The organism is Rhodanobacteraceae bacterium (assembly GCA_016713135.1).
Lineage (GTDB): Bacteria > Pseudomonadota > Gammaproteobacteria > Xanthomonadales > SZUA-5 > JADKFD01.
The window spans coordinates 603,749-630,347 of record JADJPR010000023.1 but is presented as its reverse complement, the minus strand read 5'-3'; the positions used below and the strand labels follow the sequence as shown (position 1 = coordinate 630,347).

Here is a 26,599-nt window from a genome sequence, read left to right as displayed (position 1 = left end):
TTGCCGCGCGGGTCACTCATCACCTTCGAGCCCGTTGGCGAAGAGTGCATCGGCCAGCACGTTGGCCACCACCTGGGTGACGGCGGGCAGGTAGCGACTGTCGCCGGCGTACTCGATGTCGAAAGTGCGTGAGCCTGGCGTCTGCACCACCAGCTCGCACTGGGTTGCCGGCAGGGCGACCACACAGACCTCCACGCCCGGCGTGCCGGTGACAGTGATGCTGCCGGTCGGCGCGCCGGCGCCGGGCGCGGTCACGGCGATGGCGACCGGGAAACGCATCAGCGCGAACTGGCGAGGCGCATGGCCACTGGTGTCCGTCGGCTGGCCGGCATCGAGCGTGGTGCTTGCGCGGTTGACGTTCTGCCCGGCGGAGGCGGTGCTCGACAGGTGCGTCGCGCTGCCGGCGAAGTCAGCGCGCAGCGTGACCGCGCCGGCGTTGATCGGGATCAGGTTGCAGTTGCCGCTGGCGCCGGCGATCTGGCACGCGGCGCCGGCACCATCGCTGACGATGATCGGGCCCACTGGCGCGCCGACCGCGCTCGTGAGTTGCGCAGAAACGTTCACGGGTTGGCCTGAAACACTGGGGTTGGGTGTATTGCCGAGGATGGCCAGCGTGCTGGCGACCGCATTGACCGTGTGCGCCTCGGTGTCGCTGGAAGCCGCGAAATTGGCCGTGCCACCGTAGCTGGCGGTCAGCGTGATGGCCCCGCCGGCACCCGGCGTCAGCACGCAACTGCCGTTTCCGCCGGCGCCCAGCGTGCCCTGGCATTGGGCCACGCCATCGCTGATGGTGACGCTGCCGGTTGCGACCGGCGTGCTCTGCACCTGGAAGCTGACGGTGATCGCGTCGCCGAAGGTCGAAGGGTCCGGGGTGTCGCTGAGGACCGTGGTGCTGGTGACCGCAGGCGCCACGGTGTGGCTCACGTTGTCGCTGCTGGCGACGAACTCGGCGCTGCCGGCATAGGTGGCCGTCAGGGTCGGCGTACCCGCGCCGCCGGGCGTCAGGGCGCAACTGCCGCTGCCGCTGTTCAAGGTCGCGGTGCAGTTGCCGCCATTGGAACTGATTACCAGCACCGTGCCGGCAGGCGTGCCCGCCGGACTGGTCACGCTCACGCTGACGGTCACCGGTTGGCCGAAGAAGGCCGGTTGCGGCGTGTGCGCGGTGATCGTGGTGGTGCTGAGGTCGGCGATGCGCACGCTCTGCGCGAACTCGCTGGTGTTTTCGAAGCTGCCGGAAACCGGAGCTGCGGTAGCGGTCAGGAAGTTCAGCGTGGTGGCGGGCAGGGTGGGTGTGGCACCGCTGAAGTTGCCGCTGGCGTCGGTGGCCACCGTCTGCGGCACCCCAACGATGGGCTGGTCGCACTCGCCATGCCCGTTGGCGTCCGGCACGGCCACGTAGCAGTAGCGCACCCGGAAGCTCTGGTTCGGGGTGGAGTTCAGGCTGATGCTGGCGACGATTCCCGCCGCCTCCCGCCGGACCTGCGAGAGCACCGGGAAGTTCTGGCCGCCATTCGGTCCGGTGTCGCCATCGAGCGGATCGTTCGCGCTGACGCCGTCGCCGTGGGTAGCGTTGGAGACGTCCAGGTCCACCGCGAGCTCGCCGTTGTCATGGATGCGGTTCTCGACCAGGGTGATGAGATTGCTGCCGTTGCGGATCAGCACGCCGTCGCGCACCTGGTTGGCGATGTGGTTGCCGCGCACGATGCTGCCGTTGCTGACGGCCAGTTCGATGCCGTTGCGCGCGTTCGCCAGGCTGGCGAGGTCATCCACTCCCACGCCGATGCGGTTGTTCTCGATCAGGTGGTTGTTGAACAGCACGCGCATGCCGCGGGTGAAGCCGCCGATCGCGTTGCCGCGAACGGTCGCGCCGGCGGCCTCGACGTTGATTCCCGTGAACACCTGTACGGTGCCGGGATCGGTGGGGGTCACCAGACGGGTCACGCCGGTGCGCGCAACCCCGATGAGATTGCCTTCCACCCGCGCATTGGCGCCCTGGATGCTGATGCAGCTCATCGCCGAGATCTGAGGGCAGCCGATCAGGTTGCGTTGCGCCAGGTCCGGGCCGCCAATGCGGCAACCAATGCAATTGACCTGGGCGGTGTTGTCGGCGGTGGTCGCCAGGCTGAGGCCATCCACACTGACGCCGATGAAACTGCCCTCCACGGCACCGCCGCCAGACAGGGAGAGCAAGGCGCTGGGGCCACGCATGACGACGCCGCGGATCAGCGTGTCGGCGTTGGTGAAGGTCAGTTTCGCGCCGTTGATGTCGATCTTGAGCTGGGCATCGATGGCGCCAGCGCTGCTGTTGGCAACCGATCCGGCCTGGGTCAAGCCGTCGATCTCCACCCGGCCGGTAAAGAGGAACTGCGTGAGCGCCCCGTGGAAAGCGTGTGTGGACCGGCACCGGGGATGGCGAAGACGATCCGATCCCGCCCAGCGCCGTCCGGCCTCGCTTCCGCCTCCAGCAGCGCGCGCAGGAAGGACCCGGCGCCGCCGGCGTTGGTGTTGCTCACCACCAGGTCGCCGCTGCCGGCGGTATAGGTGGCCCTGGCTTCGCCGTACTCGCTGGTCTCCACCGGATTGCTGCCGGCGTCCAACCGCGTGGCGGTGCCGCTGACCACTCCCATGGGCCCGCTGCTGTCGAAGGTCAGCGTGACCGGCCCGAAGCTCGCCAGGCCGTTGGCATCGGTGGTGACGGTGATGCTGGAGGTGGCCACGCGCTCGCCGTCGGCAAAGGCGAAAAAGCCGAACGCGGCGCGCGAGATCTCGTCCGCGGCGTAGAAGTCCAGCGCGTAGCTGGTGTTGGGTGCGCTGTCGAGCGTGCCCGAGAGTTCCAACTCGTTCGCGCTGACGATGCGCGCAGTGGTGATGACCGGATAGTTCTGCAGGCCGTTCGCGCCGGTGTCGTTGTCGTCCGGATCGTTCAGGGTGACGCCGTTGGCGTTGAGGTCGAAGGGCACCGCGTTGACATCGACGATCCGGTTGCCGCGGAACACCACGCCGCTCAGACTGCTCGCAAGGCTGACCGGCGTGCTGGTGTAGTAGCCAAAGGTGTTGCCGGTGAAGCGCTGTCCGCTGGCGGTGCTGAGCCGTCCGGTGGTGCAGCCCGGGTTTGCACCGGTCACCGTGGTGCCGATCCGGTTGCCGCTGATGACGGCGCCGAAGTTCTGCACGGCAATGGACTGGGTACACGCGATGGTGTTGTCGATCAGCTGTTGCCCAGCGCTGATGGCTGCGCTCGACACAACCTGGTTGATTGAGCCCGGTGTCTGGCCATCCGGACGCAGACCGAAGAGATTGCCCTGCACGACGTGGGTACCTGTGTTGCCGGCGATGATCGTGCTGGTGGCTGCTCCCGACGCGGCGAACACGTTGCGATCGGCCGGGGTTGCGCCGCCCACCGTGGCCGTCTGGCTCGCCGCCAGGCGCAGCGGGGCGCCATTCAAAGCGGTGGTCACGCCATCGGGCTCCACATTGAACCAGCAGCCGCTCACGCTGCCGGTGCCGACGTCCACGCCCACGTTGGACGGTGGCGCGATGAACGACACGCCGCGCAGCACTCCCCCTCCGGTGAGGCTGATCGCGATATTGGCGGCCGGCAGACCGCCCGCGTCGATGATGATCCTCAGCACCGCGTTGCTGGCCAGCGGATCGGTGTTTGCCGCGGCGCCCGGCTGGGTGTAGCCGTTCACCGTCACGTTGTTGGCGCTGGGGAGCGTGGAAGCGATGACGATCCGGTGCGGGCCGGCGCCCGGGATGTTGAAGGCCACCGTATCCGCGCCGGCGTTGTTCGCCGCCGCCGTCAGCGCCTGCCTCAGGGTGCAGGTGGCGCCGCAACTGGAGCCGCTCGTGTCGGCCGTCGAGGTGACCGTGAAAGTGGCCGCGTGGCTCTCGGCCGCAATCAATGCCAGCAACAGCAGGATGCGCATCGGATGGCTCCCGGGTCAGGTGCTGCCAGCCTAGGTTCCCGCGTTCCTGCACGTTTGTCGCCAGCGTGCAGACGCTTGACCGGAAGTTGCGTAGATGCGATGTATCGCGCAGTGATTCACCGCCGGTGGGCTCGCCGCAAGCACCGGGGAACGCGCAATGCGCGTACCCCGGGCTACGTCGGGAGCAGCCCAGCCCGGCGCAAGCCCACATCGGCCAGCGCGTGGCCCCAGCGGATCAGGCGCTGCTGGATGTCCGGATCGAAGGCGGCCAGGCGGGTGGGTACGCGCGCCAGCGCCGCGGTCTCGGCGCTGTCCTTGAGCAGCGCCTGCGGGTCCTTGTAGCTGCCGATCAGGGTATCGATGCCCCAGTAGGCGCCCTTCTGCCGGCGGCTGGCGAACTCGCGCACCAGCATGCGTTTCCGTAGCGCGCGCGTCTGGTCGATCAGGATGTCGCGCACGCGGGCCATCTGCAACGGGCCGCGGGCAGGGCGGGTGTCGAGTTCGAAAGGCGCGCCGGCGTCGCTGACCAGGGCGTAGTCGAGCTTGCCCTGTTGCAGCGCCTCCAGCCCCAGGTTGTCGTAGACGCCGCCATCGCTCAGTACCAGCCGGCCGCGCATCGCATCGCGCTCGGGGCCCGGCTCGCCGCCGGACCAGTCGCGCGGATGGGTCTTGATGACCACTGGCGAGAAGATCGGCGGAAACGCGCTGGACGCAGCGACGGCCAGCGAGAGCGGCAACTCGGCATGGCGATTGAGGCCGAGTTTCCAGTCGGCGATGTAATCCTGGCGGAAGCGGAAGTTGCGCCCGGTCTGCAGGCTGGTGGCATAGAACACGAAGGTGGGCTGGCCGGGGGTGGCGGCCGGCGGGATGGCTTTCAGCGACAAACCGCCGAACTGATGGCGGTCATAGCAGTCGGTGAGGTACCGGCCGGCCGACTTGAACGGGTTGACCAGGCCCTTGAGGCCGGCGCCGATGTCGATGGTGCGGTTGCAGAAGGCCAGCACATCGCGCGCCACCACCGCGTCGAAATTGGCGGCGCGCCCGTCCTGCCAGTCGAGCGCCTGCCAGTGCTGCGCGAGGATCCCGGCCAGGATCGAGCCGCCTGAGACGCTGGTGACCAGGTCCAGCCGCCCGAGCAAGCCGGCCTCATTCAGGCGCGTCAGCGTGCCCAGGCCAAACAGGGTGGCCCGGAAGCCGCCGCCGGAGAGCGCCAGGCCCACGGTCTTCCCGTCGTCGAGCGCCATGCGCTGTCTCCCGCCAGGCGGATGGTCAGGAATCTACGCGAGTGTTCGACGTGCGGCCACGGGCGTGTGCGGAATCGTTCAACGCAGAGACGCTGAGGACGCAAAGGAACGCTGAGAGAAGCGCAAGCATTCCCACGACGGCGCGCGGCGCCGTGGGTGGGAGCGGCTTCAGCCGCGAGCTTCTGTCGGCGTCTGCAGGGAGAGATCGCCGACAGAGTCGGCTGCCCCAGGTCTCCGGCATCGGTTGCGAATCGCTGGTGCTACTCGGTCGAGGTGCCTTCGCGCAGAATCGGGCGACACCCACCGCGAGCGCACCGATGCCGGACGGCGATACCCTGGAACTGCACTACTCGCGTCCGGTGGCCATCGCCGTCGGCCTGCTTGCAAGCGCCAGCGTCGCCAGCACCTTGCCCACGGTGCTGGCGCTGATGCAGTTCAACGCGGCGGCGATCCTCGGCCTCGGGGCCCTGGCGGTGATCGGGCCGATCTGGTTCCTGCTGTTCCGCTACGTCCTGCGCGCCTTGCTGTCGCCGCACGCGGTGGTGACGCTGGATGCGATGGGCGTAACCGACTCGCGCCAGCGCGTCGAACATGTCTGTTGGGACGATGTCCAGCGCGTGCGCCTGGGTACCGGCGACAAGTCGCACTTCCTGTGCCTGGAGATCAAGCCTGGCGCCGTCGCCCGTTACACCCGCGCACCCACCGGCTGGCGCCTGCTGTGGCGCTTCATCGAGACCCTGGGCGACTGGAACGTCAACCTGATGACGCTGCGCTGCTCGCGTTCCGAGGTGCTGGCGACCGCCGAAGCGCTGCGCAAAGCGGCGATCCGGCGGCGCGTGGAGCAGCTCAACCGGCCGTCACCCGGTTCGTCATAGCGCGAAGATTGCTCCGCGATTCCGGCGCACCGACGCCGAGCAAGCTCGGCGCTACGAGGGCCGGGCAGCTCGGCACTACGGGGTGCGGGCGGCATACAGCGCCAGCAGTTCCTGCGCCACGCTGGCGCCGGCGAAAGCGGTGATCTCGGCGTGGTCGTAGGGCGGCGAGACTTCGACTACGTCCATGCCGATCAGGTTGATCCCCGCCAGGCCGCGGATCAGTTCCAGCGCCTGGTGGGTGTTGAAGCCGCCGACCACCGGGGTGCCGGTGCCGGGCGCATAGGCGGGATCGAGGAAGTCGACATCGAAGCTGAGGTAGCAGGGGCGGGTGCCGACGCGCGCGCGGATCGCGGCGATGGTCGCGGCGATGCCTTCGCGGTGCAGCCAGCGGGCATCGAGCACCTGGTAGCCGTGGGTTTCCGGGTTCTTCGTGCGCATGCCGAGCTGGATCGAGCAGGCGGGGTCGACCAGCCCCTCGCGCGCGGCGTGGAAGAACATGCTGCCGTGGTCGATGCGGAATTCGTCATCCGCCCAGGTATCGCTGTGCGCGTCGAAGTGGATCAGCGACAGCGCCTCGCTGTGCCGCGCGTGCAGCGCGCGCAGGATCGGGTAGCTGATGAAGTGATCGCCGCCGAGCGCCAGGGTGGTCACGCCAGCGGCGGCGAATTCGGCAAACTGCGCCTCGATGATCGCCGGGATGCGCTCGGGCCGGCCCTGGTCGAAGTAGACATCGCCCCAGTCGATGATGTTCAGCGCCTCGCAGGGATCGACATCCCAGGCGTAGGGAGCGCACCAGGCAAGCGAGGCCGAGGCGGCGCGGATCGCCCGCGGCCCCAGGCGCGTGCCGGGACGGTTGGTGGTGGCGAGGTCGAAGGGGACGCCGACCACCGCGACATCAACGCCGGCCAGCTCCTTGCTGTACCGCCGGCGCAGGAAGCTGAGCGCGCCGGAATAGGTGGGCTCGGCGACCGAGCCGTAGGGACTGGTGCGGGTGAAGGCGAGGTCGGTGGTTTTCGGGTGCGCTGGTGAAGACATGGCTACTCAGATGCGGGGCTGGGGACTGAGGGCTGGGGTGAGTGCGCCTTGACTTCAGGGCAGACCGGGAAGCCGGTATGCGCGCAACTTGGCGCACGAATTGAATTCAAGTTCTCGTCGCTTGCTGCGGCGCACTCGCCCCAACCCCCAGCCCCCAGTCCCGCTCCTGCTCGCTTCACGCCGTCTCGCGGATCGCCTCCGCCAGCCGTTGGAACAGGCTGTCTATGTGCGGGCGCTGGATGATCAGCGGCGGCGACAGCGCGATCACGTCGCCGGTCGTGCGGATCAACAGGTCCTTGTCGTGGAAGCAGCGGGAGAACACATCAAAGGCGCGCGCGCCGACGGCGCCGGGGCGCGAGGCCAGCTCCACCGCGCCGATCAGGCCGAAGTTGCGGATGTCGATGACATTCGGCAGGCCCTTGAGGCTGTGCAGCGCATCTTCCCAGTACTGGCCGAGCTCGATCGCCTGGTCGAACAGCTTTTCCTCGGCATAGATGTCCAGCGTGGCCAGCGCCGCGGCGCAAGCGACCGGGTGGCCGGAGTAGGTGTAGCCGTGGAACAGCTCGATGGCGCCCTCGGGCCCGTGCATGAAGGCGTCGTGGATCGCGTTCGAGGCGAGCACCGCGCCCATCGGGATCGAGCCGTTGGTCAGGCCCTTGGCGGTGGTGATCATGTCCGGCATGACCCCGAAACGCTGCGCGGCGAAGGCATTGCCGACGCGGCCGAAGCCGGTGATGACCTCGTCGAAAATCAGCAGGATGCCGTGCTTGTCGCAGATCTCGCGGATGCGCTTGAGATAGCCCTCGGGCGGCAGCACCACGCCGGCGGAGCCGGAGATCGGCTCGATGATGACCGCGGCGATGGTGCTGGCGTCATGCAGCGCGACCATCCGCTCCAGGTCCTCGGCCAGTTCCACCCCGTGCGCCGGCAGGCCGCGGCTGAAGGCGTTGCGCGAGAGGTCCAGGGTGTGGCGCAAATGATCCGTGCCCGGCAGCAGCGCACCGAAGAACTTGCGGTTGTTCGGCAGGCCGCCGACGCTGATGCCGCCGAAACCCACCCCGTGATAGCCCTTCTCGCGACCGATCAGGCGCGTGCGCTGGCCCTCGCCGCGCACCCGGTGGTAGGCGATCGCGATCTTCAGCGCGGTGTCCACCGACTCGGAGCCCGAGTTGGTGAAGAACACATGCTTGAGCGGATCGGGCGCGATGGCGGCCAGGCGCTCGGCCACCTTGAAGGGCAGCGGATGGCCCATCTGGAAGGTCGGGGCGAAATCCATCGTCGCGATCTGCTGGCTGACCGCGTCGACGATCCGCCTGCGCGCATGGCCGGCGTTGCAGCACCACAGGCCGCCGGTACCGTCGAGGATCTCGCGGCCATCGACCGAGCGGTAGTACATGCCCTCGGCGCCGGCGAGCAGGCGCGGCCGGTGCTTGAACTGGCGATTGGCCGTGAACGGCATCCAGAACGCATCCATGTGCTCGGGATGGCTGGTCGCCTCGGCGCTGTAGTGCGCGGCAAAGCTCGCGTTCTGCTGATCCGTGGCCATCCTCGGTGCTCCTGATGATCGATGTGTGTAGGGCGTCGAAAATACTTTACATCGAAAGCACGCAGAAGGCGAAATCTGCGCAGGCTTGACGCAAAGTGTCGAATATCTGGCAACATCCGCAGATGGACATCGGACTCCGACTGCAAGGCGTGCGCAAGCGCAAGGGACTCTCCCAGCGCGAACTGGCCAAGCGTGTCGGTGTCACCAACAGCACCATCTCGCTGATCGAGCAGAACAAGGTCAGCCCGTCGATCTCCTCGCTGAAGAAGGTGCTCGACGGCATCCCGATCACGCTCGCGGAGTTCTTCACTCCGGACGACAGCGAGGCCGAGGACAGCCCATTCTTCCGCGCCGACCAGTTGCCGGACCTCGGCAACAACGGCATCCATTACTTCCTCGTGGGCCGCCACGACCGCCGCCGCCGCCAGATGTGCATCCTGCGCGAGCTGATGCCGGCGGGCAGCGACACCGGCGAGGAAATGCTGAGCCACGACGGCGAGGAGGGCGGCGTGGTCATCAGCGGCCGCGTCGAGGTGACCGTCGGCAACGACGTGCGCGTGCTCGGCCCCGGCGACGCGTACTACTTCGAGAGCAAACTGCCGCACCGCTTCCGCAATGTCGGCGACGGCGAGGCGGTGCTGGTCAGTGCGAGCACGCCGCCCACGTTCTAGCGGCAAGCACCGCGGGATGGGAGGGTGTAGTCACTCGCCCGGAATTCGGGCTGGTTGTGGGTTGTGGGTTCTGGGTTGTGGGCAGCGGAGGCTTGCACCCGGGACATTGCCGCGATCTCGCCGGCCTTTGCTGCCCAGAACCCACAACCCACAACCCACAACCGGACTCAATCCCCATGCCCCACCCCGACTGGCACGCCCGCGCCGCCACCCAGCGCATTCCCCACCAGGCTTTCATCGACGGCCGGCATGTGGATGCCGCCTCTGGCGAGACCTTCGACTGCATCAGCCCGATCGACGGGCGAGTGCTGGCAAAAGTGGCGTCTTGCGGGCCGGAGGATGCCGAGCGGGCGGTGGCGGTGGCGCGGCGGGTGTTCGAAAAGGGCAGTTGGTCGGCGCAGGCGCCGGTGCAGCGCAAGCGGGTGCTGCAGCGCTTCGCGGCGCTCATGCACGAGCACCGCGAGGAGCTGGCGCTGCTGGAAACGCTGGACATGGGCAAGCCGATCGGCGACGCGCTGAAGGTGGATGTGTCGGCTAGCGTGCGCTGCATGAACTGGACCGCCGAGGCCATCGACAAGGTCTACGGCGAGGTCGCACCCACAGGTCCGGATGAGCTGGGGCTGATCACGCGCGAGCCGCTGGGGGTGATCGCGGCCATCGTGCCGTGGAACTTCCCGCTGCTGATGGCCTGCTGGAAGATCGCCCCGGCGCTCGCCACCGGCAATTCGGTGGTGCTCAAGCCGTCGGAGAAATCGCCGCTGACCGCGCTGCGGATCGCTGAACTGGCCGTTGAGGCCGGCATCCCGGCGGGTGTGCTGAACGTGCTGCCGGGCTTCGGCAAGACCGCAGGCGAGCCGCTGGCGCTGCACATGGATGTCGATGGCCTGGTGTTCACCGGCTCCACCGCGGTGGGCAAGCATTTGCTCGGCTGCGCCGCGCGCTCGAACATGAAGCGTGCGTACATGGAATGCGGCGGCAAGAGCCCCAACGTGGTGTTCGCCGATGCGCCGAGCCTGAAGCAGGCGGCCTACGCGGCGGCCTCCGGCATTTTCTACAACCAGGGCGAAGTGTGCACCGCGGCCTCGCGCCTGCTGGTGGAGCGCAGCGTCAAGGACGAGTTCGTGGCGATGGTGGTGGAGGCCGGCAAGAGCATGCACCCGCGCCACCCGCTGGACCCGGATGCGCCGATGGGCGCGATGGTGGACGAAGGCCAGATGCAGCGCGTGCTCGGCTACATCGAACAGGGCAACGCGCAGGGCGCGAAGCTGCGCCTCGGCGGCGCGCGCACGCTGAAGGAGACCGGCGGCTACTACATCGAGCCGACCATCTTCGACGAGGTGCGCCCGGAGATGACCATTGCCTGCGAGGAGATCTTCGGGCCGGTGCTGTCGGTGATCGGCTTCGACGGCGAGGAAGAGGGCCTCCGGATCGCCAACGACACCCCGTACGGCCTGGCCGCGGGTGTGTGGACCCGCGACATCAACAAGGCCCACCGCATGGCGCGCCGCCTGCGCGCCGGCAGCGTGTGGGTCAATTACTGGGACGGCGGCGACATGACCGCGCCCTTCGGCGGCTACAAGCAGTCCGGCAACGGCCGCGACAAGTCGCTGCACGCTTTCGAGAAGTACACCGAGGTCAAGGCCACCTGGATCAACCTGGGGTAGTGGCTGAACGCTCGACCGAGTCGCCGCCGGCGTGCTTCGCGCGGTACAGGGCCTGGTCCGCGGTGCGCATGAAGTCCTCGATGGACGCGGGCAGTTCGGCGCCGACGGCGACGCCGAGCGAGGCGGTGCGCGCGATGCGGGCGCCCTCGGACTCGATCCCGGTCTGTGCCACCGCCAGGCGCAGGCGTTCGGCGATCTGCAGCGCCTGCGCCTCCGGCGTCTGCACCAGCAGCACCGCGAACTCCTCGCCGCCGATACGCCCGAGCAGGTCGCTGGTGCGCAGTTCCGCCTGCAGGCGTCGGCCGATCTCGCAAAGCAGGCGATCGCCGGCCGGGTGTCCGTGGTCGTCATTGACCGACTTGAAACGGTCGATGTCGATCATCAGCAGCGCCAGCGGGGTGCGATAGCGGCGCGCGCGGGTGAGTTCGCCGCTGGCATCCGCGAAAAAAGCGCGCCGGTTGAGCAATCCGGTCAGTGGGTCCTTGCGCGCCAACTCGTGCAGGCTGGCGCGCGACTCGGCGAGTTCGGCTTCCATCCGCGCGGCGCAAAGGAAGATGAAGCCGAAACCCCAGAGCGTGACGAACATCGCATTGGCGGTGTAGCTCAGGATCGAGATCGCCTGGGGCGCGAGCACGTCGAATTCGGGCCCGGCGTAGATGAACTGACTGCCACGGACGATGCGCACCGTGGCGAACAGCGCGAGCAGCAGCGCGCAGGCACGCCCGGCGCCGCGCAGCCCGTGCGGCCAACGGCCGGCAAATTGCCAGGCGACTGTCAGCGCGACCAGACCGACCCCGATGGCGCCCGCCGCGCGCTGCCATTGCGCTGAGGTCAGTTCGCCGGCGAGCGCGACGGCGATCATCGTCAGCAACGCAAGCACCCAAGGGCCTCGCGGCCGTTTGTCGTGCCCGACGAAGCGCCATTGACCCTCGGAGATGGCCAGCACCGCGCTCAGGCCCACCGCCGCCGGACCCAGCCGCGCCAGCCAGTCGGGCACCAGCCCGCGCAGGCCGATGGTCGAGATCGCCAGGCCGAACAGCAGCAGCGAAGCCACCCACCAACCGTAGCCCGGATACACCCGCCGCTTGCGCCCGTAGAGATGCGCGAGCGCAGCCAGCAGCAGGCTGATGGCGGTGGTGTACAGGGCAAGCGTGCGCGGATCGAGCTGCAAGCGTCGCGATGCCGGGCAGCGGGCGATGGCGCATTCTGGGCCAGGCGTGTGCCGCCCGCCAGACCCGCGCGTCAGCGCGCCAACTTCAAGTTGACGCTTGTGGCCAGCGCGCAGGCGCGCGCAAGCCGCAGGAAGCCCGCCACCTCCACTTGCCCGGCGCGCGCATTGCAACTGGCGACGGTGACAGCGTCCAGCCCCCGGCCCAGCGCAATCGCAGACTGGTCAGTTCCCCTCGAACCCGTTCCGGAACAGGTTCTCCGCCGGGGCGCCGACGGTGGTCGATTCGGTCGCAGTGCGCTGCTCGCCGTCGATGTCGCCGATGGTGGCGTTGATGTTCAGGGTGGACGGACTGTTGGCGATCACCCGGAACCACAGCTCGCCTTCAGCGCCCGGGCGCAGGTTGCCCTGCGGCCAGGAGATCGTCCCATTCACCGGAACCACCCCGCCGGAGGAATCCACGAATGTGGCGCCCGCTGGGATATCCGCGGTGACCATTGCACTCGTCGAGCCGCCGTAGCCGACGGCGTTCCAATGGATGCGGTAGGTGACGGTGCTGCCGGCCGGCACCGGATCGGCATCGTCCGACACGGAGAGGGTGAAGGCGTGGTCGCAGCCCCAGTTCACCGCCGCGCCGCTGGCCGGCGTGAACTGCACCGCGCGGCCGGCCACCAGGCCGGCGGAGTTGCGGTACGAGTACAGCTGGCCCACGCTGCCGCTGGCGTTCTCCACGCCGACCGTGGCGAAGTCCGGCCAGCTGAGCGTGTGGTACTGGTAGGTCATCGTGTCGGTGGCCGTGTCGAGGATGATCTGGAAGGTCTCCCGGAACCCGCCGGCCCAGTGCTGCACCTGGGTGTACTGCACCACCAGGGAACTGCCGCGCACCTGCGAGTGGATGCTTCCCTGAGCACCCAGCGCGGGATTCAGGTCCTCGCCGAAGGCCATCGCATCGTTGTTGGGGATGCCCTCGAAGGGCAGGTACATGTTGGCGGTGGAGAAACTGGTCGCGCCGAAGTAAAGGAAGCCGTTCGAATTGATCCGCACCGTGGTGTGATCGGTACCGAAATAGGTGAAGGTGCCCGGGAGCGTGATGCTGGCCGAACTGGCGTCGTCGTCCAGGTTGTAGGCGGTGCCGCCCGTTGCATCGGTCCAGGCGTAGGTTGGGCCGCCAGCCTCGGTGTTGTCGCGGCAGACATAATTCTGAGTCGGCGCCAACGGAATGATCTGGTTGATCGTGCCACCGCTGCCGTTCACCCGCAGCACCTGGGTCTGGAAGCCCGGATGGACCACCCGGATGTCCGCGCCGGGTGCCGGGATCTGCACACTGAAGTTGCCGCCGGCATCGGCCCAGGCTGGCGGAATGGCCGGGTGGCCGAGGACCACGATCATCGCCGGCGCGGCCGGCTGGAACTGCCCGGCGAGCGTGAAGTACTGGGTTGCGCCGATGCTGAAATCCTGCTGGGTGGTGGCGTTCTGGGTGACCACCACGCCGGCGGCATTGACCGTCTGGCCCTGGTGCGAGGCGCTCATCGCATAGGTCCCTGCGCCGGCAACGACGCGATAGTTGCCCGCTGCGTCGGTGGTGGTGGTCAGGGTGTCGCCGAGGCGGCTGAAGCTGACCACGACACCCTCCCTGGGTGCGCCGTCCACCAGCACCGAGCCTTGCAGCCAGCCAGCCTGGTAGACCATGTCGGCCGCAGCCTTGACGTCGATCCGGCCCCATCCGAATGCGTTGTTGGGGACCGCGGTGGCGGCGTTGACGCCGCCACAGGTCTGCGCCACGTTCAGTGGCACCGCGGTCTTGCGCAGCAGTTCTTCCAGTTGCTCGACCTGGCCCATCAGCTTGGGCTCCAGCGATATCAGCAGCGCGACGGCGCCAGCCACATGCGGCGACGCCATCGAGGTGCCGGAGAAGACCGCGTAGGAATTGGTGGGCACGCTGGAGCGCACGCTGACACCGGGTGCCGCAACCTCAGGCCCGACCATGCCCGTGATCGGGTTCGGGCCGCGCGAGGAAGAGCCCGAGATGCCGTCGCTGCTGTTGGTCGACGCCACGTTGAACGACGAGGGATTGTCGCCCGGCGAGCCCAGGCTGCCGCAGCCGTTGCCGCCGCTGTTGCCGGCGGAAAAGGCGGGGAACACGCCGCTGGCCCGCAGAGCCGCGATCACGTCCTCGAAGATCTGGCTGCCGCCGGGGCCACCCCAGGACTGGTTCAGCACATGCGGGCGTCGGCCCGGGTCGGGGTTGTTGCCGGCGAGATCGGTGGGGGCGAGCATGAACTGCTGCGCCAGCAACAGCGCCTCGTTGTCGGGACAGCAGCCATAGGCCGCCATCCACTTCGCACCGGGTGCCACGCCTATCTGGTTGCCGGCGCCGTCGTCGCCGATCTCGGTGCCCATCACATGGGTGCCGTGGGATCCCTCGACGGCGGTCGGAAATGTTGTCGCTCCGGTGGGGTCGAACCAGTTGTAGTTGTGGTCGAAACTGCCGCCACCGAGGTTTCCGCGGTACTGGTTGACCAGCGCCGGGTGATTGAACTGCACGCCGGTGTCGACATTGGCCGCGACCACGCCTGCGCCGGTGGTGCCGTAGGAACTCCAGACTTCCGGTGCGCGGATCTTGCTGACACCCCACTCGATGGCGGTCGGGACGGCCGCAGGCAGTTCAGGCAGCACGATCGGTACTTCCAGCTTCATTGGCGCCAGGATCGCCTCCACTTCCGGGCTGGCGGCGAGTTCATCGATCGCGACCCGGTCCGCTTCCAGCGAGATCAGGTTGACGATCCAGTAGCGCTGCACGCCGGCGATATGGCCGGCGGCGCGCGAGGCCTGCAGGCGTTGCAGCAACGGCTCCTGGGTGCGCTCCGCGGCGCCGCTGAGCGCGCGGTAGACCGCCCAGCCGCGCTCGTTCCAGTCCTCGATACGCGCCGCGGCGCTGAGGTCGGCCTGGCCGGAGAGCTTGACCAGCACGCGCGCGCGGGCGTCGGGCGCGGCCTTCAGTGCGGCATTCACGGCCGGATCGACGGTCGCCGCCTGTGCCGAAAGGCCGAGCGCGAGAGCAGCCAGGCTGGCGGCAGCGCGTGAAAGGAGAACTCGCGACATCGGGGAAGCCTTGTGAACACGGAAAGTGCGCCGAGTATGCGCAATTCCGTGAGGCTCAGAGTGCTCTTGCCAGCCTCAGGAATCCCGCCACGTCGACCTGCTCGGCGCGCGCATCCGGGCGCACATTGCAGCTGGCGATGGTGACGGCGTCCAGCACGCCGTCCAGCGCATTCGACAGGGTCTTGCGGCGCTGCGCGAAGGCGGCGCGCAGGACGGTGTCGAGCGTCGCGGCCAGCGCCTCGCGTTCGGGGTCGTGCAGCGGCGTCAGGCGCACGATGGCCGATTCCACCTTCGGCACCGGCCAGAAACTGCCGGGCATCACGCGGAACAGTTTCTCCACCTTGCAGCGCGCCTGGAGTGCCACCGACAGGCGCCCGTAGGTCTTGTCGCCATGCGGTGCGGCCATCCGCTCGACCACTTCGCGCTGAAGCATGAAGTGCATGTCCGCGATGGCCGGGGCATGGTCCAGCAGGTGGAACAGCACCGGGGTCGAGATGTTGTAGGGCAGGTTGCCGACCACGCGCAGGCGGGTGCCTGCAGCCAGCGCGGTGAAGTCGACGGTCAGCACATCGGCTTCGACGATGGTGAGCTTCCCGTGCGCCGCGCTCTCGGCCTCTAGGATCGGGATCAGGTCGCGGTCGATCTCGATCGCGGTCAGCTCGCCGAGCGCGTCGAGCAGCGGCCAGGTCATCGCGCCGCGGCCGGGGCCGATCTCGACCACGCGCTGGCCCGGCTGCGGGTCGATCGCGCGGACGATGCGCTCGATCACGTTGTGGTCGCGCAGGAAGTTCTGACCGAAGCGCTTGCGCGCAAACATCTCACCCCTGGCCATGGCGGGCATCCAGCATGCGTGCGGCCTCGGTCAGCGCCGCTTCCAGCGAGCCGGGATCGGCCTCACCCTTGCCGGCGAGATCAAGTGCTGTCCCGTGGTCCACCGAGGTGCGCACATAGGGCAGGCCGAGGGTCACGTTGACCGCGCGGCCAAAGGCGGCGAACTTGAGCACCGGCAGGCCCTGGTCGTGGTACATCGCGAGGAAGGCATCGGTCTGCGCCAGGCGTTTCGGGGAAAAGGCGGTGTCGGCCGGCAGCGGGCCTTCCAGTTGCATGCCCTCGCCGCGCAGGCGCTGCAGCAGCGGGATGATGACGCGCTGCTCCTCGTCGCCGAGATGCCCGTCCTCACCGGCATGCGGATTCAGGCCGAGCACCGCGATGCGCGGCGCTGCGATGCCATAGTCCCGGCGGAGGCCGGCATCGAGCACTCGCAGGCAGCGTTCCAGGGTGTCCGGCTGCATCGCGTCGGCCACCGCGCGCAGCGGCAGGTGGGTGGTGGCCAGTGCCACGCGCAAAGCCGGTCGCGCGCCATCCGCGGGCGCGACCAGCATCATCACCACGTGCTCGACGCCCGCCAGCGCCTGAAAGAACTCGGTATGCCCGTAGAACGGTGCTTCGGGGTGGTCGAGCACGCTTTTCTGCACCGGCGCGGTGACGATCGCATCGAAACGACCATGCAGCGCCCCGTCAGCGGCGCTGCGCAGCATCGCCAGGGTAGCGCCGGCATTGCGCGGATCGAGCCGGCCCGGCATCGCCGCTTGCGCCAGCGGAGAGGGATGCAGCGCGAGTTGTCCCGCAGCCAGTGGCTGGCGCTGGCTGGGATCGTCCTCGACCAGCGTCAACGGCAGCCCCAGGCGCGCGGCGGCACCATGCAGGCAGCGGCGGTCGGCGATTGCCACCACGCGGAATGGCCACGCCCGCTGGGCGATGCGCACCAGCAGTTCGGGACCGATGCCCGCCGGCTCACCGGCGGTCAGGGCGATGCGGTGCATGGGAGGCGGTGAAAAGTGAAAAGTGAAAGTGAAAAGTGAAAGTGAAAGGAAAGGAAAAGTGAAAGTGAAAAGTGAAAGTGAAAAGTGAAAAGAGGATGGTCCGCGAAAGTGGAGGCCGGAGGTCGACGATGCCGCCGCAGGCTCAGGCCTTCCCTTTCACTTTTCACTTTTCACCTTTCACCGCTTTCCCTCAGCTTTTCGCCAGCCGGTAGTCGATATACGCCTCGCCGCGAAGCTGACGCAGGAACTGCTCGTAGGCTTCCTCGCCCTTGCGCTGGCGCAGGCTCTCCATCACCTGGCCGCGCACATAGTCCTCGGTGCGGTCTGCGGTGCGGGTGCCGACGCGCTGCACCACCTGCCAGCCGGAAGGATCCCGGAAGGGGCGGCTGTATTCACCGTCCTTGAGCTGGGCGATCATCTCGGAGAACTCGGGATCGAGGCTTTCGAGCGCGAACCAACAGATCTCGCCGCCGAGCGGGGCGCTGGCGTCATCCTCGGAAAGCTCGCGGGCGAGCTTCTCGAAGTCATCGCCCTTCTGCAGCCGGGCGTAGATCGCGTCGATCTCGCGGCGAGCTTCGTCGGGGCCCTGCAACTCGGTGACCTTGACCACGATCTTGCGCGCGTTGAACTCGGTGACCATGATCTGGCTGGTCTCGCGCTTGTCGGCCAATTTGACCAGATAGAAGCCGCTGGGCGTGCGCAGCGCTTGCGACACTTCGCCCACCTGCATGCCGCTGACAAGATCGGCGAAGGCCGGCGGGATCTGGTCGTAGCGGCGCCAGCCAAGGTCTCCGCCCTCGAGCGCCTGGCCAGCGTCCGAGTAGCGGATGGCCGCGGCCGCGAAATCCATGGTGCCGTCGTCGATCAGTTTCTTCACGCCCTCGGTCTTGCTGCGCGCGGTCTCGATCTGCTCGGCATTGGCGCCGTCCGGCACGCCGATCAGCAGCACCGAGAGGCGCACCTCGCCCTTGCGATGCACGCCGCTGGCGAGCGCGATCTCCAGTTCCGACGGGCTGACATCGGCACGCGAATCCACCACGCGCTGGCGCAGTTTCTGCACCATCAGCTCGTCGCGCATGGTCTTGCGGAACTCGGCCAGGGTGAAGCCGTCGTTGCGCAGCTGTTGCTGCAACTGGTTCAGGTCGATCTGGTTCTGGCGCAGGATCCGGCCGATGGCATCGTCGACCTCGGTATCGGTCACGCGCACGCCGGTGGCGTCGGCACGCTGGAGCTGCAGCCGGACCAGCGTCAGGCGCTCGAGCACCTGACGCTCCAGCACGTCGGCCGGGGGCAGTTGGTTCTCGCGACCCTGGTACTGGCGGCGGATGCCGGTGAGCGCCTGGTCCAGTTCGCTGCGCAGGATGATTTCTTCCTCGACCACCGCGACGATCTGGTCGATGTTGCTTCCCAGAGCCTGCGCCGGGAGCTCCGCCTGGGCTCCGAAAAGCGCCATAAAGAGCAATGAAATCAATGTGTTGCGGATCATTCTTGGGTGCCCCCGAAAGGCTGATAACCGAGGATAGCACGGCGCAGGAAATCGCCTGTGTCGCGTCCCAGGGAGCCCAAGCCCGTCAGCTCGAACTCCAGGAAGATCGCGTTGCGGCGTTCCGTACCGATACCGCGAAGATAGTTCCTCGAAAGCAAACGTACGCTGTAGCAGCAGCTGACGTACTCGAAACCCGCCACCGCTTCGAGGGTCGTGGACTCGCGCAAGGAATAGTTCCAGCGGAATACGGCGCGCCAGTTCTGGTTGATCGGCACCAGCGCGGAGACATCTGCCTGCTCGATGCCGATGCGCCCGTCGCCGAAGTAAACCAGCGGCGGATCGCCGGGCGCAGCGACAACTGCGCTGCCCTGGTCCGGACGATAGCGGTAGCCGATGTTGAGCAGCCCCTCGTCGCCGAAGCGCTTCTGCAGGCGCACCGCGCCGAAGTCGGTGCGGCTGCGCTCCGGGTCGTAGCGGTAACCGCCGGAGAGCGTCCAGGTTCGCCCGAGCGCGCTGCGCAGTTCCAGTACATAGGCCGAGCGCTGGCGATCGTCGACGCGAAAGGGGTCTTCCTCGCCGGGCAGGTAGACCTCGGGCGCATCGAAATACTGCACCTGGCCCAGACTCAGCGCGGCGCGCTCGGCGCCGGTGGCGTCGTCCAGGAGGCGCGTGGTCAGCGCCAGGGTGAGCTGATTGGCATCGATCTGGCGGTCCGCGCCGGTGTAGCGGTTGTCACGGAACAGCTGGGCGTAACTGAAATCGAACGGCGCGGTGTCGAACACCGGGATGTCCGACTGGTCGCGCTCGGGCACGTTGAGATAGTAGAGCCGCGGCTCCAGCGTCTGCCGCCAGTCGCTGCGGCCGAAGGCGTTCGGGCGTTCGAACAGCAAGCCCGCATCGGTGCTGAAAATTGGCGTGGTGCGGCTGGGCGATTCGTCGCCCGGCAGCGCGCGGTCGAGGTCATAGCTGGTGTGGCGCAGGGTGCCGCGCATGCGCAGGAAGCCCCAGGACGGCTCCCAGGCGTAGCCGAGGTAGGGCGCGACGTCCAGGCGCCGGCCCTGGTCCACATCGGTGCAGAGGCGGTCGCCATTGCCGTCCAGTGCGCACAGATCGTCGCGCCGGAAATCCACCCATTCGGCGTAACCGCCGTAGCGCCAGCCGCGGTAGCGCTCGTCGAAGGCGGCAAAGGCGCGCGGCTTGCGCTGATAGGGATCGTGCTGGATGCGTTCGTCTACGTCCGGCAGGATCAGCTCGTACTCGTCGGCGAGCACGCTCCAGCGCCAGTTGCGGCCGCCTCCGGAGAGCTGTGCGAGGCTGCCGAGCACGCTGGTGGACGAGGTGTTCAGCGAATCGCCGAGGTCGACGAAGTAGCGGTCGTCCGAGACGTGGTTGATGTCCGCGTCCAGGCGCACACCGGGCAGCAGCTGCCCGTGATGGCGCAAGCGGTAGCGGTCACGGTCGTCCCCGAAGAGATCGTCGTCCGGCAGCCATTCGCCGTCCAGCGTCCCCGAGCCGCCCGCGTGGAGGTAGCGGAACTCGCCGCCTGCCTGGAAGCCGCGCTCGCTGATCAGGCGCGGCGTCAGGGTGGCGTCATAGTTCGGCGCGATGTTCCAGTAATACGGCGCGGCAAAGTCGAAGCCATCACTGCCGCCGCCGATCTTGGGCGCCAGGAAGCCGCTCTTGCGGCGATCGTCGATCGGGAAGCTGGCATAGGGCGAGTAGAGGATCGGCACGCCGCCGACCCGCACCTTGAAATCGCGTGCCGTGGCCTGGCCGGCTTCATGGTCGATGGCAAGCTGGCTCGCCTCGATCTGCCACGAGGGATCGTCGCCCGGGCATGCGGTGTAGGTGACGCCTTCGAGCGTGGTCCTGTTGCCGCCCTGTGTGCTGACCCGGTCGGCGCGGCCCTGTCCGCGGCGGGCCTTGAGCGCATAGCGGACATCGGTGAGCGAAGTGGTGTCCTTGGCCAGGTCGGCGGTCGCCTCGGTGGCGTAGAAGGCGTTGCTGGCGTCGTCATAGCGCACATTGCCGCTGGCTTTGGCGCTGTCGCTGGCAACGTCGTATTCGATGCTGTCTGCGCGCAGGCGCTGGTCCGCGCGCACCGCGCTCGCATTGCCGTCGACACGTACCTTCTCGCCGTCCTTGCCCTCGAGCTGGTCGCCCTTGAGCTCGGTGGAGGCGGCCGCGCGCGCAGCGGAGTCCGCCTTGCCGCTCTCCAGCGCCTTGGGCTGGCCGGCGCAACGCCAGCCGTCCGCCGAGCGCTCGCACTGCCAGGGATCCACCGGGCACAGTTCGGCGGCCAGCGCGGCGGGCAGCGGCGCCAGGGCCAGGCCGAGCAGCAGCCAGCGCGATGCGTGTTGCGATCTCATCATCCAGATTCCCGAGGCGTGCAGCGATGCGATGGGCGCGTGTGCGCCAGCCGCGTACGATGGCACAGCGATGCAGGCGGCGGAAGCGGACCTGCGCGTGCGACCCACTCCGCATGGGCCTGAAATGCCCGGCTCGCTTGAACCTGAGGCCTGTTCCCGGCAACTGGGGCCGCGCAATGAGGACTGGTTCAAGCAAGCTCGTTTGGCCGGCCGTGGGGCGTCGCGTATTCTTGCAGTCACAGTTGTTGCCACGGTCTGACCGTGCGGCCCGGGGTCGCGGCGGGCGATCCGTGCTCGCCAGCAATCGTCCGCGCCTTGGGCGCTGTACCAGGAGATTCGGGATGCGCTTCGCCACATGCCTGTTGGGATTCGCTCTTTGCACCCTGGCCGGGTCGGCCGCGGCCTCGCAGGACGACGAGATCTGGATCGAGCGCTATATGTCGCAGCCCGGACACAGCGCGCAGCCGACGGCGATCCAGCGCGGCTATCGCATCGACTGGCACGACCTGAAGCGATTCATCGGCGTGCCGGTGAAGATCGCCACCGACACCGGCACAGTCCATCGCGGCCAGATCCAGCGCGCCAATGATCGCGAGATCCTGCTGCGGGCGCGCCTGCACGGCGGCTACGCCGACCTCTCGCTGCGCCGGGACCAGGTGATCAACACGGAGTTGGAGTGATCCGATGGGCGCGAACTACATCACCTTCTACTGGGCGCTGATTGTCGTGATGGTCGCGTGGATGGCGATCAGGATCGCGAAAGTGAGCACCGGCATGGCCGTCGCCGCCTTCCTCTGCTGGCCCATCGCGGTCATCCCACTGATCACCAACTGGGGCCAGCGAGGAAGCGACATCCGGCTGCAGTTCCTGGTGACGGCGGTGGCCTCGATCCTGCTCTGGAATACATCGGCGACGTTCGTCGGGGAGAATCCGAGCCTGCTGTACACGCAGGATGAGATCGAGCAGATCCGTGCCTCCGATCCGGTATTCGCGGCGGAGATCGAGCGTGAACAACTACGCGCGTTGGGTATCGACACCGAATCGGCTTCCGACGTGAATCTGGACAGTCCGGCGGCGGCATCCGCGGAACGCAGCCCGCGCGCATTCGTGTCACCGACTGCCGGTTCGGACGGGATCGCTGCGACATCTGCACCGGGTTCCATGGAGTTTGCCGCTGCACCCCCCACGGTTGCGCGGATTCCCCTGCGCGAACTCAACTTCCGGCGAGGCAATGCGCGCCTCAATGCGGCCTTTGCGCGAATCCAGGTGCCGCGGCATTTCCGGTTCATCGGGCGGCACCAACTGGGGCTGCTCTCGGAGCGGCGCGGCATCCCGGTCAGCGACCAGACGCTGGGCTGGATCATCCACGAACGGGTGGACCTCAATTCCGCGCGGTTCTGGTTTGTCGACGTGCAGTTTCACGAGATCGGCCACCTTGCCCCGCCAGCGGTGGGCGCAGACGCCCCGCTCGTGCAATGGAATCCGGCGACGGCGATCGCGATTTTTGGCCAACCCGCCGGCGGCAAGGGGCACGGCACCGACCAGTCGGCCGCCAAGCTGACGCGCCACGGCGCGATCCTGTTCCGCGTGCCCGAGCTCAAGGACGAGCAACTCGAGCTCGGCCTGCGCGCCGCGCGCCTGATGGCGGCGCGTACCGTACCGGACCAGGGCTGGGCGCACGCCGAGTACATCGGCGAGTCTTCGCCGCAAACGCTGGCACAGTGGGTGGAGTCGCTGAAGGCGTCGGCCCAGCCGACCGAGATGGCAGAGGCCGACGACGGGAAGCATTCGTCCTGATCCGGCGGCGGTCCGCTGCGCCATCATCTTGCTGTCTTGCTGCAGACACGCGGCGGTCATCTGCCGCCCCTATGAACGCGGCCTTCGATTCCTCTTCCGAAGGCGCGCATCATGCAGCAGAAGTCCCTGGTGGCCGCGATGGCCCGTTCCCTAGCCGGTTTCGTCCTTGCGGGCGCGGCGCTCCCGGTGTTGGCCGAGGCGGCCGACAAGGCCGCGACCGCCACCGAACTGGATGCGGTCAAGGTCACCGGCGAGATCGTCTACCGTGATCGCACGGAAGCCACCGCGCCGGTGCTGAGCTATGACCTCAGCTACTTCCAGCGCTTCGAGCCACTGACCGTCGGCGACATGCTCAAGCGCGTGCCGAGCGTGGCCTTCCTGTCCGATGTGCTCGAGTACGACGGCGTGCGCCTGCGCGGCCTGGATTCGGCCTACACCCAGATCCTGATCAACGGCGAGAAGGTGCCGGGCGCCGGCTTCGACCGTTCCTTCTTCGTCGACCGCATCCCGGCCGAACTGGTCGAGCGCATCGAGATCGTGCGTTCGGCCTCGGCCGACCGCAGCGGCGACGCGATCGCCGGCACCCTGAACATCGTGCTGCGCGACGGCTATTCGCTGGACGGCGGCTACCTGCGCGCCGGCGGCCTGCACTACGACGACGGCGTCAACCGTGGACTCGGCGGGGTGGTCTGGGGCGGCGCGGTGGGCCCGGGGCGCCTGCTGCTCGGCGCCAACGTGCAGGGTCGGCGCAACCCGAAGGACAAGTTCAGCCAGCGCTTCGACGAACCGGGCGGCACGCTCGACAACACCGAGGTGCAGACCGACGTGCGCAGCGGCACCGATTCCTCGTTCAGTGGCAGCTACGCGGCGCCGGTGGGGAACGGCCAGCTGGACCTCAACGCATTCTTCGTGCGCACCGACCGCCTGCAGGACGAGGATTCCCTCGAGTACCGCAGCGGCATCGAGAACAACGCCAACCTGCTGACGCTGAACGACAACGACGTCGAGATCGACACCCGCAACTGGTCCTTCGACGGCGGCTTCGTGCACGATGCCTGGGGCGGCGAGAACAAGTACCGCATCGGCTACGCGGCCTTCGACGACGAGCAATTCGAGTTCGAGGACGAGATCGAGTACCTGCGCGACAGTAATCCCTTCCCGGAAGACGACCGCTTCACCGGCGACCAGACCTACACCGACCTGGAAGACCGCGAATTCAGCGCGAAATTCAGCCACGAGCGCGGCAGCGATGAGCTGAAGTGGAAGTTCGGCCTCGAGTACCAGGCGAAGGATCGCGACACCTCGATCCTGACCGACCGCAACCGGATCACGATCCCGAATCCGCCGGCCACGCGTCCGGCCATCCCGGGCAGCTATGGCCCCTTCCTGCCGCCCCCGGGCGGTGTCGGTACCATCGAGGAAGACCGCATCGATCCTTTCGTCAAGCTGAGCGGCGAGCGCGGGATCCTCGAATGGGAAGCCGGCCTGCGCTACCAGTACACCGAGACCACCATCATCGACGAGACCGCCGACGCCGCCGATCGCCGCAACGAGCGCGACGATGGCCAGCTGCTGCCGTCGGCGCACCTGCGCTGGAACCTGACCGACATCGACCGGATCACCGCCTCCTTCGCGCGCACCATGCGCCGGCCGAACTTCGACGCGATCACCCCGGCGCTGCTGGAGGCCGAACTGGGCGACAACGATCTGCTCGGCAACCCGGACCTGGACCCGGAAACCGCCTGGGGCTTCGACCTGGGCTATGAGCGCCGCATCGGCCGCGACGGCGTCTTCGGCCTGAATTTCTTCTACCGCGACATCAGCGACCTGATCGAGATCGCCAGCACCGGCGAGGAAGGCAGCGAAGGCGAGGGCACGCTGGTGCTGCAGCCGCGCAACACCGGCGACGGCGAGGTCTGGGGCGTGGAATTCGACCTGTCGACCCCGCTGACGGTCTTCGGCCTGGAGAACACCGGTGTGTTCCTCAACTACTCCTGGCTCGACAGCGAGATCGAGGACGTGTTCGGCACCCGCCAGTTCAACAGCCAGTCGGATTACGTGGCCAACGTCGGGTTCATCCACGAGATCCCGAGCTGGGGCACCAGCTTCGGCGTCACCTGGCGCAAGCAGGGTGCCGCGCTCGGCCGCATCGTCGGCGAGGAAGTGGAGACCACCTATGGCGCCGATGTCGAGGCCTTCATCGAGAAGCGTTTCGGCGAGCAGTTCACCCTGCGCCTGACGGGGTCCAACCTCAACGACGCGGCCAAAGACGAGACCTTCCGCAAGTTCAACACCATCGCGGATCAGCTGGCACTGGAATACGACGAGTACGAACTGGAGACGGAGACCGGCGGCCCGGTGTACCAGCTGGTGGCGCGCTACGCCTTCCAGTAGCCCGGTGTACATGCGCAATGTGTCCTCCGGGTGCTTGCCGCGAGCACCGGAGAACCGCTGCGCGGTACTCCGGGCTACATCCCGGGTGCGCTGGCTTCGCGGCCCTCAACCCACAATCCGCTACGCGCAGGAACCTGCAATGACAACGACGCCCCGACTCCTCCCCGCGCTGGCCTTGCTCGCCAGTGCCCACCTCGCTGCCGCCGACGCACCGCGCAGCGCGATCTTCCTGCACCCGGACGGCATGGGCGCCAATACCTGGGCGGCGCTGCGGATGCACGCCGTGGGTCCCGACGGGCGCCTCGCCTGGGACCAGTTGCCGCGGCTGGCGATCTATGTCGGGCCGATGCTCGACAGCATCAATGCATCGTCGAATGGCGGCGCCACCACCCACGCCTACGGCATCCGTGCCGCCCTCGACAGCTTCGGTTCGCTGGACGGCAAGACCGCGCCAGTGGCACTGTCCGGCAAGCCGATGAGCGTGATGCACGAGGCGCGCGCAGCGGGCAAGGCGATCGCCATCGTCAATTCGTCCACGATCACCGAACCCGGCACCGCGGCCTTCCTGGTGTCGGTCCCGGACCGCGACAACGACGTCGACATCGCGGTGCTGCTGTTGCAGGCGGCTCCCGAGATCATGCTCGGTGGCGGCGAACAGTTCTTCCTGCCCAAGGGGACCGCGGGCGCGCATGGGCCAGGCGTGCGCGAGGACGGGCGCAACCTGGTCGAGGAGGCGCGCGAGGCCGGGTACACCGTGGTGCACACGCGCGAAGAACTGCTGGCGCTGTCGCAGGACACGGCGAAAATACTCGGGCTGTTCGCCGCCGAGCACACCTTCAACGAAGCGAGCGAGAAGAAACTGGCACGCCTGAAGCTTCCCGCCTTCCAGCCGCAGGCGCCGCGCTTCGACGAAATGGTCGCCGTCGCGCTGGCGCGTTTGCGCGCATCGCCGAAGGGCTACCTGCTGGTCGGCAACGAGGAAGGCACCGACAATCTGTCCGGCGAGAACAACACCCCGGCGGTGCTGGAAGCCGCCGCCGGTGCCGATCGCGCGATTTCCCTGGCTCTGGCCGAGGCACGCGACAATCCGGCGCTGACGCTGCTGGTGGCCTCGGACTCCGACAACGGCGGCATGAACGCCACCAGCGACGATCTCGACGAATTGCCGCGGCCGCTGCCGCGGCGCACCGAGAATGGCTCGCCGCTGGACAGCGATGGCGGCAAGCCCTACCTCAGCGCGCCGGATGCGCGCGGCAAGCGGATTCCCTTCTACGTCACCTGGGCCTCGGCTTCGGACTCGGCTGGCGGCACGGTGGCGCGCGGTATCGGCCCGGGCGCGGCGCTGATCGAAGGCACGATCGATTCCAGCGACATCTATCGCGCGCTCTACCTGGGGTTGTTTGATCGCTTGCTGCCAACTGGCAAGCCCGCCTCGGCGACGCGCTGAGTGGTGCGGCCGGCCCCCGCGCGACCACGCGCGGGTCTGGGCCGGGTTT

Annotated in this window: 18 protein-coding genes; 7 read left to right on the top strand and 11 right to left on the bottom strand. The window is 67.9% G+C overall.

Translation table 11 applies throughout. From position 1 onward, the window contains the following. Window positions 1-12 precede the first annotated feature (12 nt). From IPK27_22550 to IPK27_22540, 3 genes are all read right to left on the bottom strand, one after another. On the bottom strand, window positions 13-2,331 hold the full coding sequence (locus IPK27_22550) for an Ig-like domain repeat protein (protein MBK8070285.1): 2,319 nt from the start codon (window positions 2,329-2,331) through the stop codon (window positions 13-15). Then, a complete protein-coding gene (locus tag IPK27_22545) occupies window positions 2,328-3,929 on the bottom strand; it encodes a CSLREA domain-containing protein (protein ID MBK8070284.1) in 1,602 nt (533 codons plus the stop codon). The genes IPK27_22550 and IPK27_22545 overlap by 4 nt, the downstream gene beginning before the upstream one ends. Before the next feature lie 173 nt (window positions 3,930-4,102). Beyond that, window positions 4,103-5,173 carry a patatin-like phospholipase family protein gene (locus IPK27_22540; GenBank protein MBK8070283.1) on the bottom strand — a complete coding sequence of 357 codons (1,071 nt, stop codon included), beginning with the start codon at window positions 5,171-5,173 and terminating at the stop codon, window positions 4,103-4,105. 317 nt (window positions 5,174-5,490) lie between these two features. On the opposite strand from IPK27_22540, the gene IPK27_22535 reads away from it, so the two are divergent. Beyond that, complete coding sequence (locus IPK27_22535; GenBank protein ID MBK8070282.1) at window positions 5,491-6,048, top strand: hypothetical protein; 558 nt, start codon at window positions 5,491-5,493, stop codon at window positions 6,046-6,048. Window positions 6,049-6,123: 75 nt separating this feature from the next. Here the strand turns inward: IPK27_22535 and speB are convergent, their stop codons facing one another. Both speB and IPK27_22525 read right to left on the bottom strand, forming a co-directional pair. Next, a complete protein-coding gene (gene speB / locus IPK27_22530) occupies window positions 6,124-7,083 on the bottom strand; it encodes an agmatinase (protein ID MBK8070281.1) in 960 nt (319 codons plus the stop codon). Between the two features lie 175 nt (window positions 7,084-7,258). Beyond that, complete coding sequence (locus tag IPK27_22525; protein MBK8070280.1) at window positions 7,259-8,629, bottom strand: aspartate aminotransferase family protein; 1,371 nt, start codon at window positions 8,627-8,629, stop codon at window positions 7,259-7,261. 122 nt (window positions 8,630-8,751) lie between these two features. On the opposite strand from IPK27_22525, the gene IPK27_22520 reads away from it, so the two are divergent. Both IPK27_22520 and IPK27_22515 read left to right on the top strand, forming a co-directional pair. After that, window positions 8,752-9,300: a cupin domain-containing protein gene (locus IPK27_22520; GenBank protein MBK8070279.1), complete on the top strand. Its 549-nt coding sequence runs from the start codon at window positions 8,752-8,754 to the stop codon at window positions 9,298-9,300. A 176-nt stretch (window positions 9,301-9,476) separates the two neighbouring features. Then, the gene (locus IPK27_22515; protein ID MBK8070278.1) at window positions 9,477-10,964 is read left to right on the top strand and encodes an aldehyde dehydrogenase; all 1,488 of its coding nucleotides are present in this window, start codon (window positions 9,477-9,479) and stop codon (window positions 10,962-10,964) included. On the opposite strand, the gene IPK27_22510 is transcribed toward IPK27_22515, so the two are convergent. The 6 genes from IPK27_22510 to lptD all read right to left on the bottom strand — a co-directional run bounded on the left by IPK27_22510 (window position 10,951) and on the right by lptD (window position 20,912). Further along, window positions 10,951-12,135, bottom strand: a complete 1,185-nt coding sequence (locus IPK27_22510) for a diguanylate cyclase (protein ID MBK8070277.1) — start codon at window positions 12,133-12,135, stop codon at window positions 10,951-10,953. The two genes, IPK27_22515 and IPK27_22510, sit on opposite strands and share 14 nt — an antisense overlap. A 222-nt stretch (window positions 12,136-12,357) precedes the next feature. After that, window positions 12,358-15,234: a S8 family serine peptidase gene (locus IPK27_22505; protein MBK8070276.1), complete on the bottom strand. Its 2,877-nt coding sequence runs from the start codon at window positions 15,232-15,234 to the stop codon at window positions 12,358-12,360. Between the two features lie 55 nt (window positions 15,235-15,289). Continuing rightward, complete coding sequence (gene rsmA / locus IPK27_22500; GenBank protein MBK8070275.1) at window positions 15,290-16,066, bottom strand: 16S rRNA (adenine(1518)-N(6)/adenine(1519)-N(6))-dimethyltransferase RsmA; 777 nt, start codon at window positions 16,064-16,066, stop codon at window positions 15,290-15,292. Continuing rightward, window positions 16,053-17,057 carry a 4-hydroxythreonine-4-phosphate dehydrogenase PdxA gene (gene pdxA, locus IPK27_22495; GenBank protein ID MBK8070274.1) on the bottom strand — a complete coding sequence of 335 codons (1,005 nt, stop codon included), beginning with the start codon at window positions 17,055-17,057 and terminating at the stop codon, window positions 16,053-16,055. The genes rsmA and pdxA overlap by 14 nt, the downstream gene beginning before the upstream one ends. Before the next feature lie 190 nt (window positions 17,058-17,247). After that, a complete protein-coding gene (locus tag IPK27_22490; protein MBK8070273.1) occupies window positions 17,248-18,543 on the bottom strand; it encodes a peptidylprolyl isomerase in 1,296 nt (431 codons plus the stop codon). Continuing rightward, window positions 18,540-20,912 carry an LPS assembly protein LptD gene (gene lptD / locus IPK27_22485; protein ID MBK8070272.1) on the bottom strand — a complete coding sequence of 791 codons (2,373 nt, stop codon included), beginning with the start codon at window positions 20,910-20,912 and terminating at the stop codon, window positions 18,540-18,542. The genes IPK27_22490 and lptD overlap by 4 nt, the downstream gene beginning before the upstream one ends. 341 nt (window positions 20,913-21,253) lie before the next feature. Between lptD and IPK27_22480 the strand changes: the two genes are divergently transcribed. The 4 genes from IPK27_22480 (at window position 21,254) to IPK27_22465 (ending at window position 26,550) form a co-directional block, all read left to right on the top strand. Further along, window positions 21,254-21,592: a hypothetical protein gene (locus tag IPK27_22480; protein ID MBK8070271.1), complete on the top strand. Its 339-nt coding sequence runs from the start codon at window positions 21,254-21,256 to the stop codon at window positions 21,590-21,592. Window positions 21,593-21,596: 4 nt separating this feature from the next. Then, window positions 21,597-22,709 carry a hypothetical protein gene (locus IPK27_22475; GenBank protein ID MBK8070270.1) on the top strand — a complete coding sequence of 371 codons (1,113 nt, stop codon included), beginning with the start codon at window positions 21,597-21,599 and terminating at the stop codon, window positions 22,707-22,709. Between the two features lie 138 nt (window positions 22,710-22,847). Next, window positions 22,848-25,103, top strand: a complete 2,256-nt coding sequence (locus tag IPK27_22470) for a TonB-dependent receptor (GenBank protein ID MBK8070269.1) — start codon at window positions 22,848-22,850, stop codon at window positions 25,101-25,103. Window positions 25,104-25,242: 139 nt separating this feature from the next. After that, window positions 25,243-26,550, top strand: a complete 1,308-nt coding sequence (locus IPK27_22465) for an alkaline phosphatase (GenBank protein MBK8070268.1) — start codon at window positions 25,243-25,245, stop codon at window positions 26,548-26,550. Window positions 26,551-26,599: the final 49 nt, after the last annotated feature.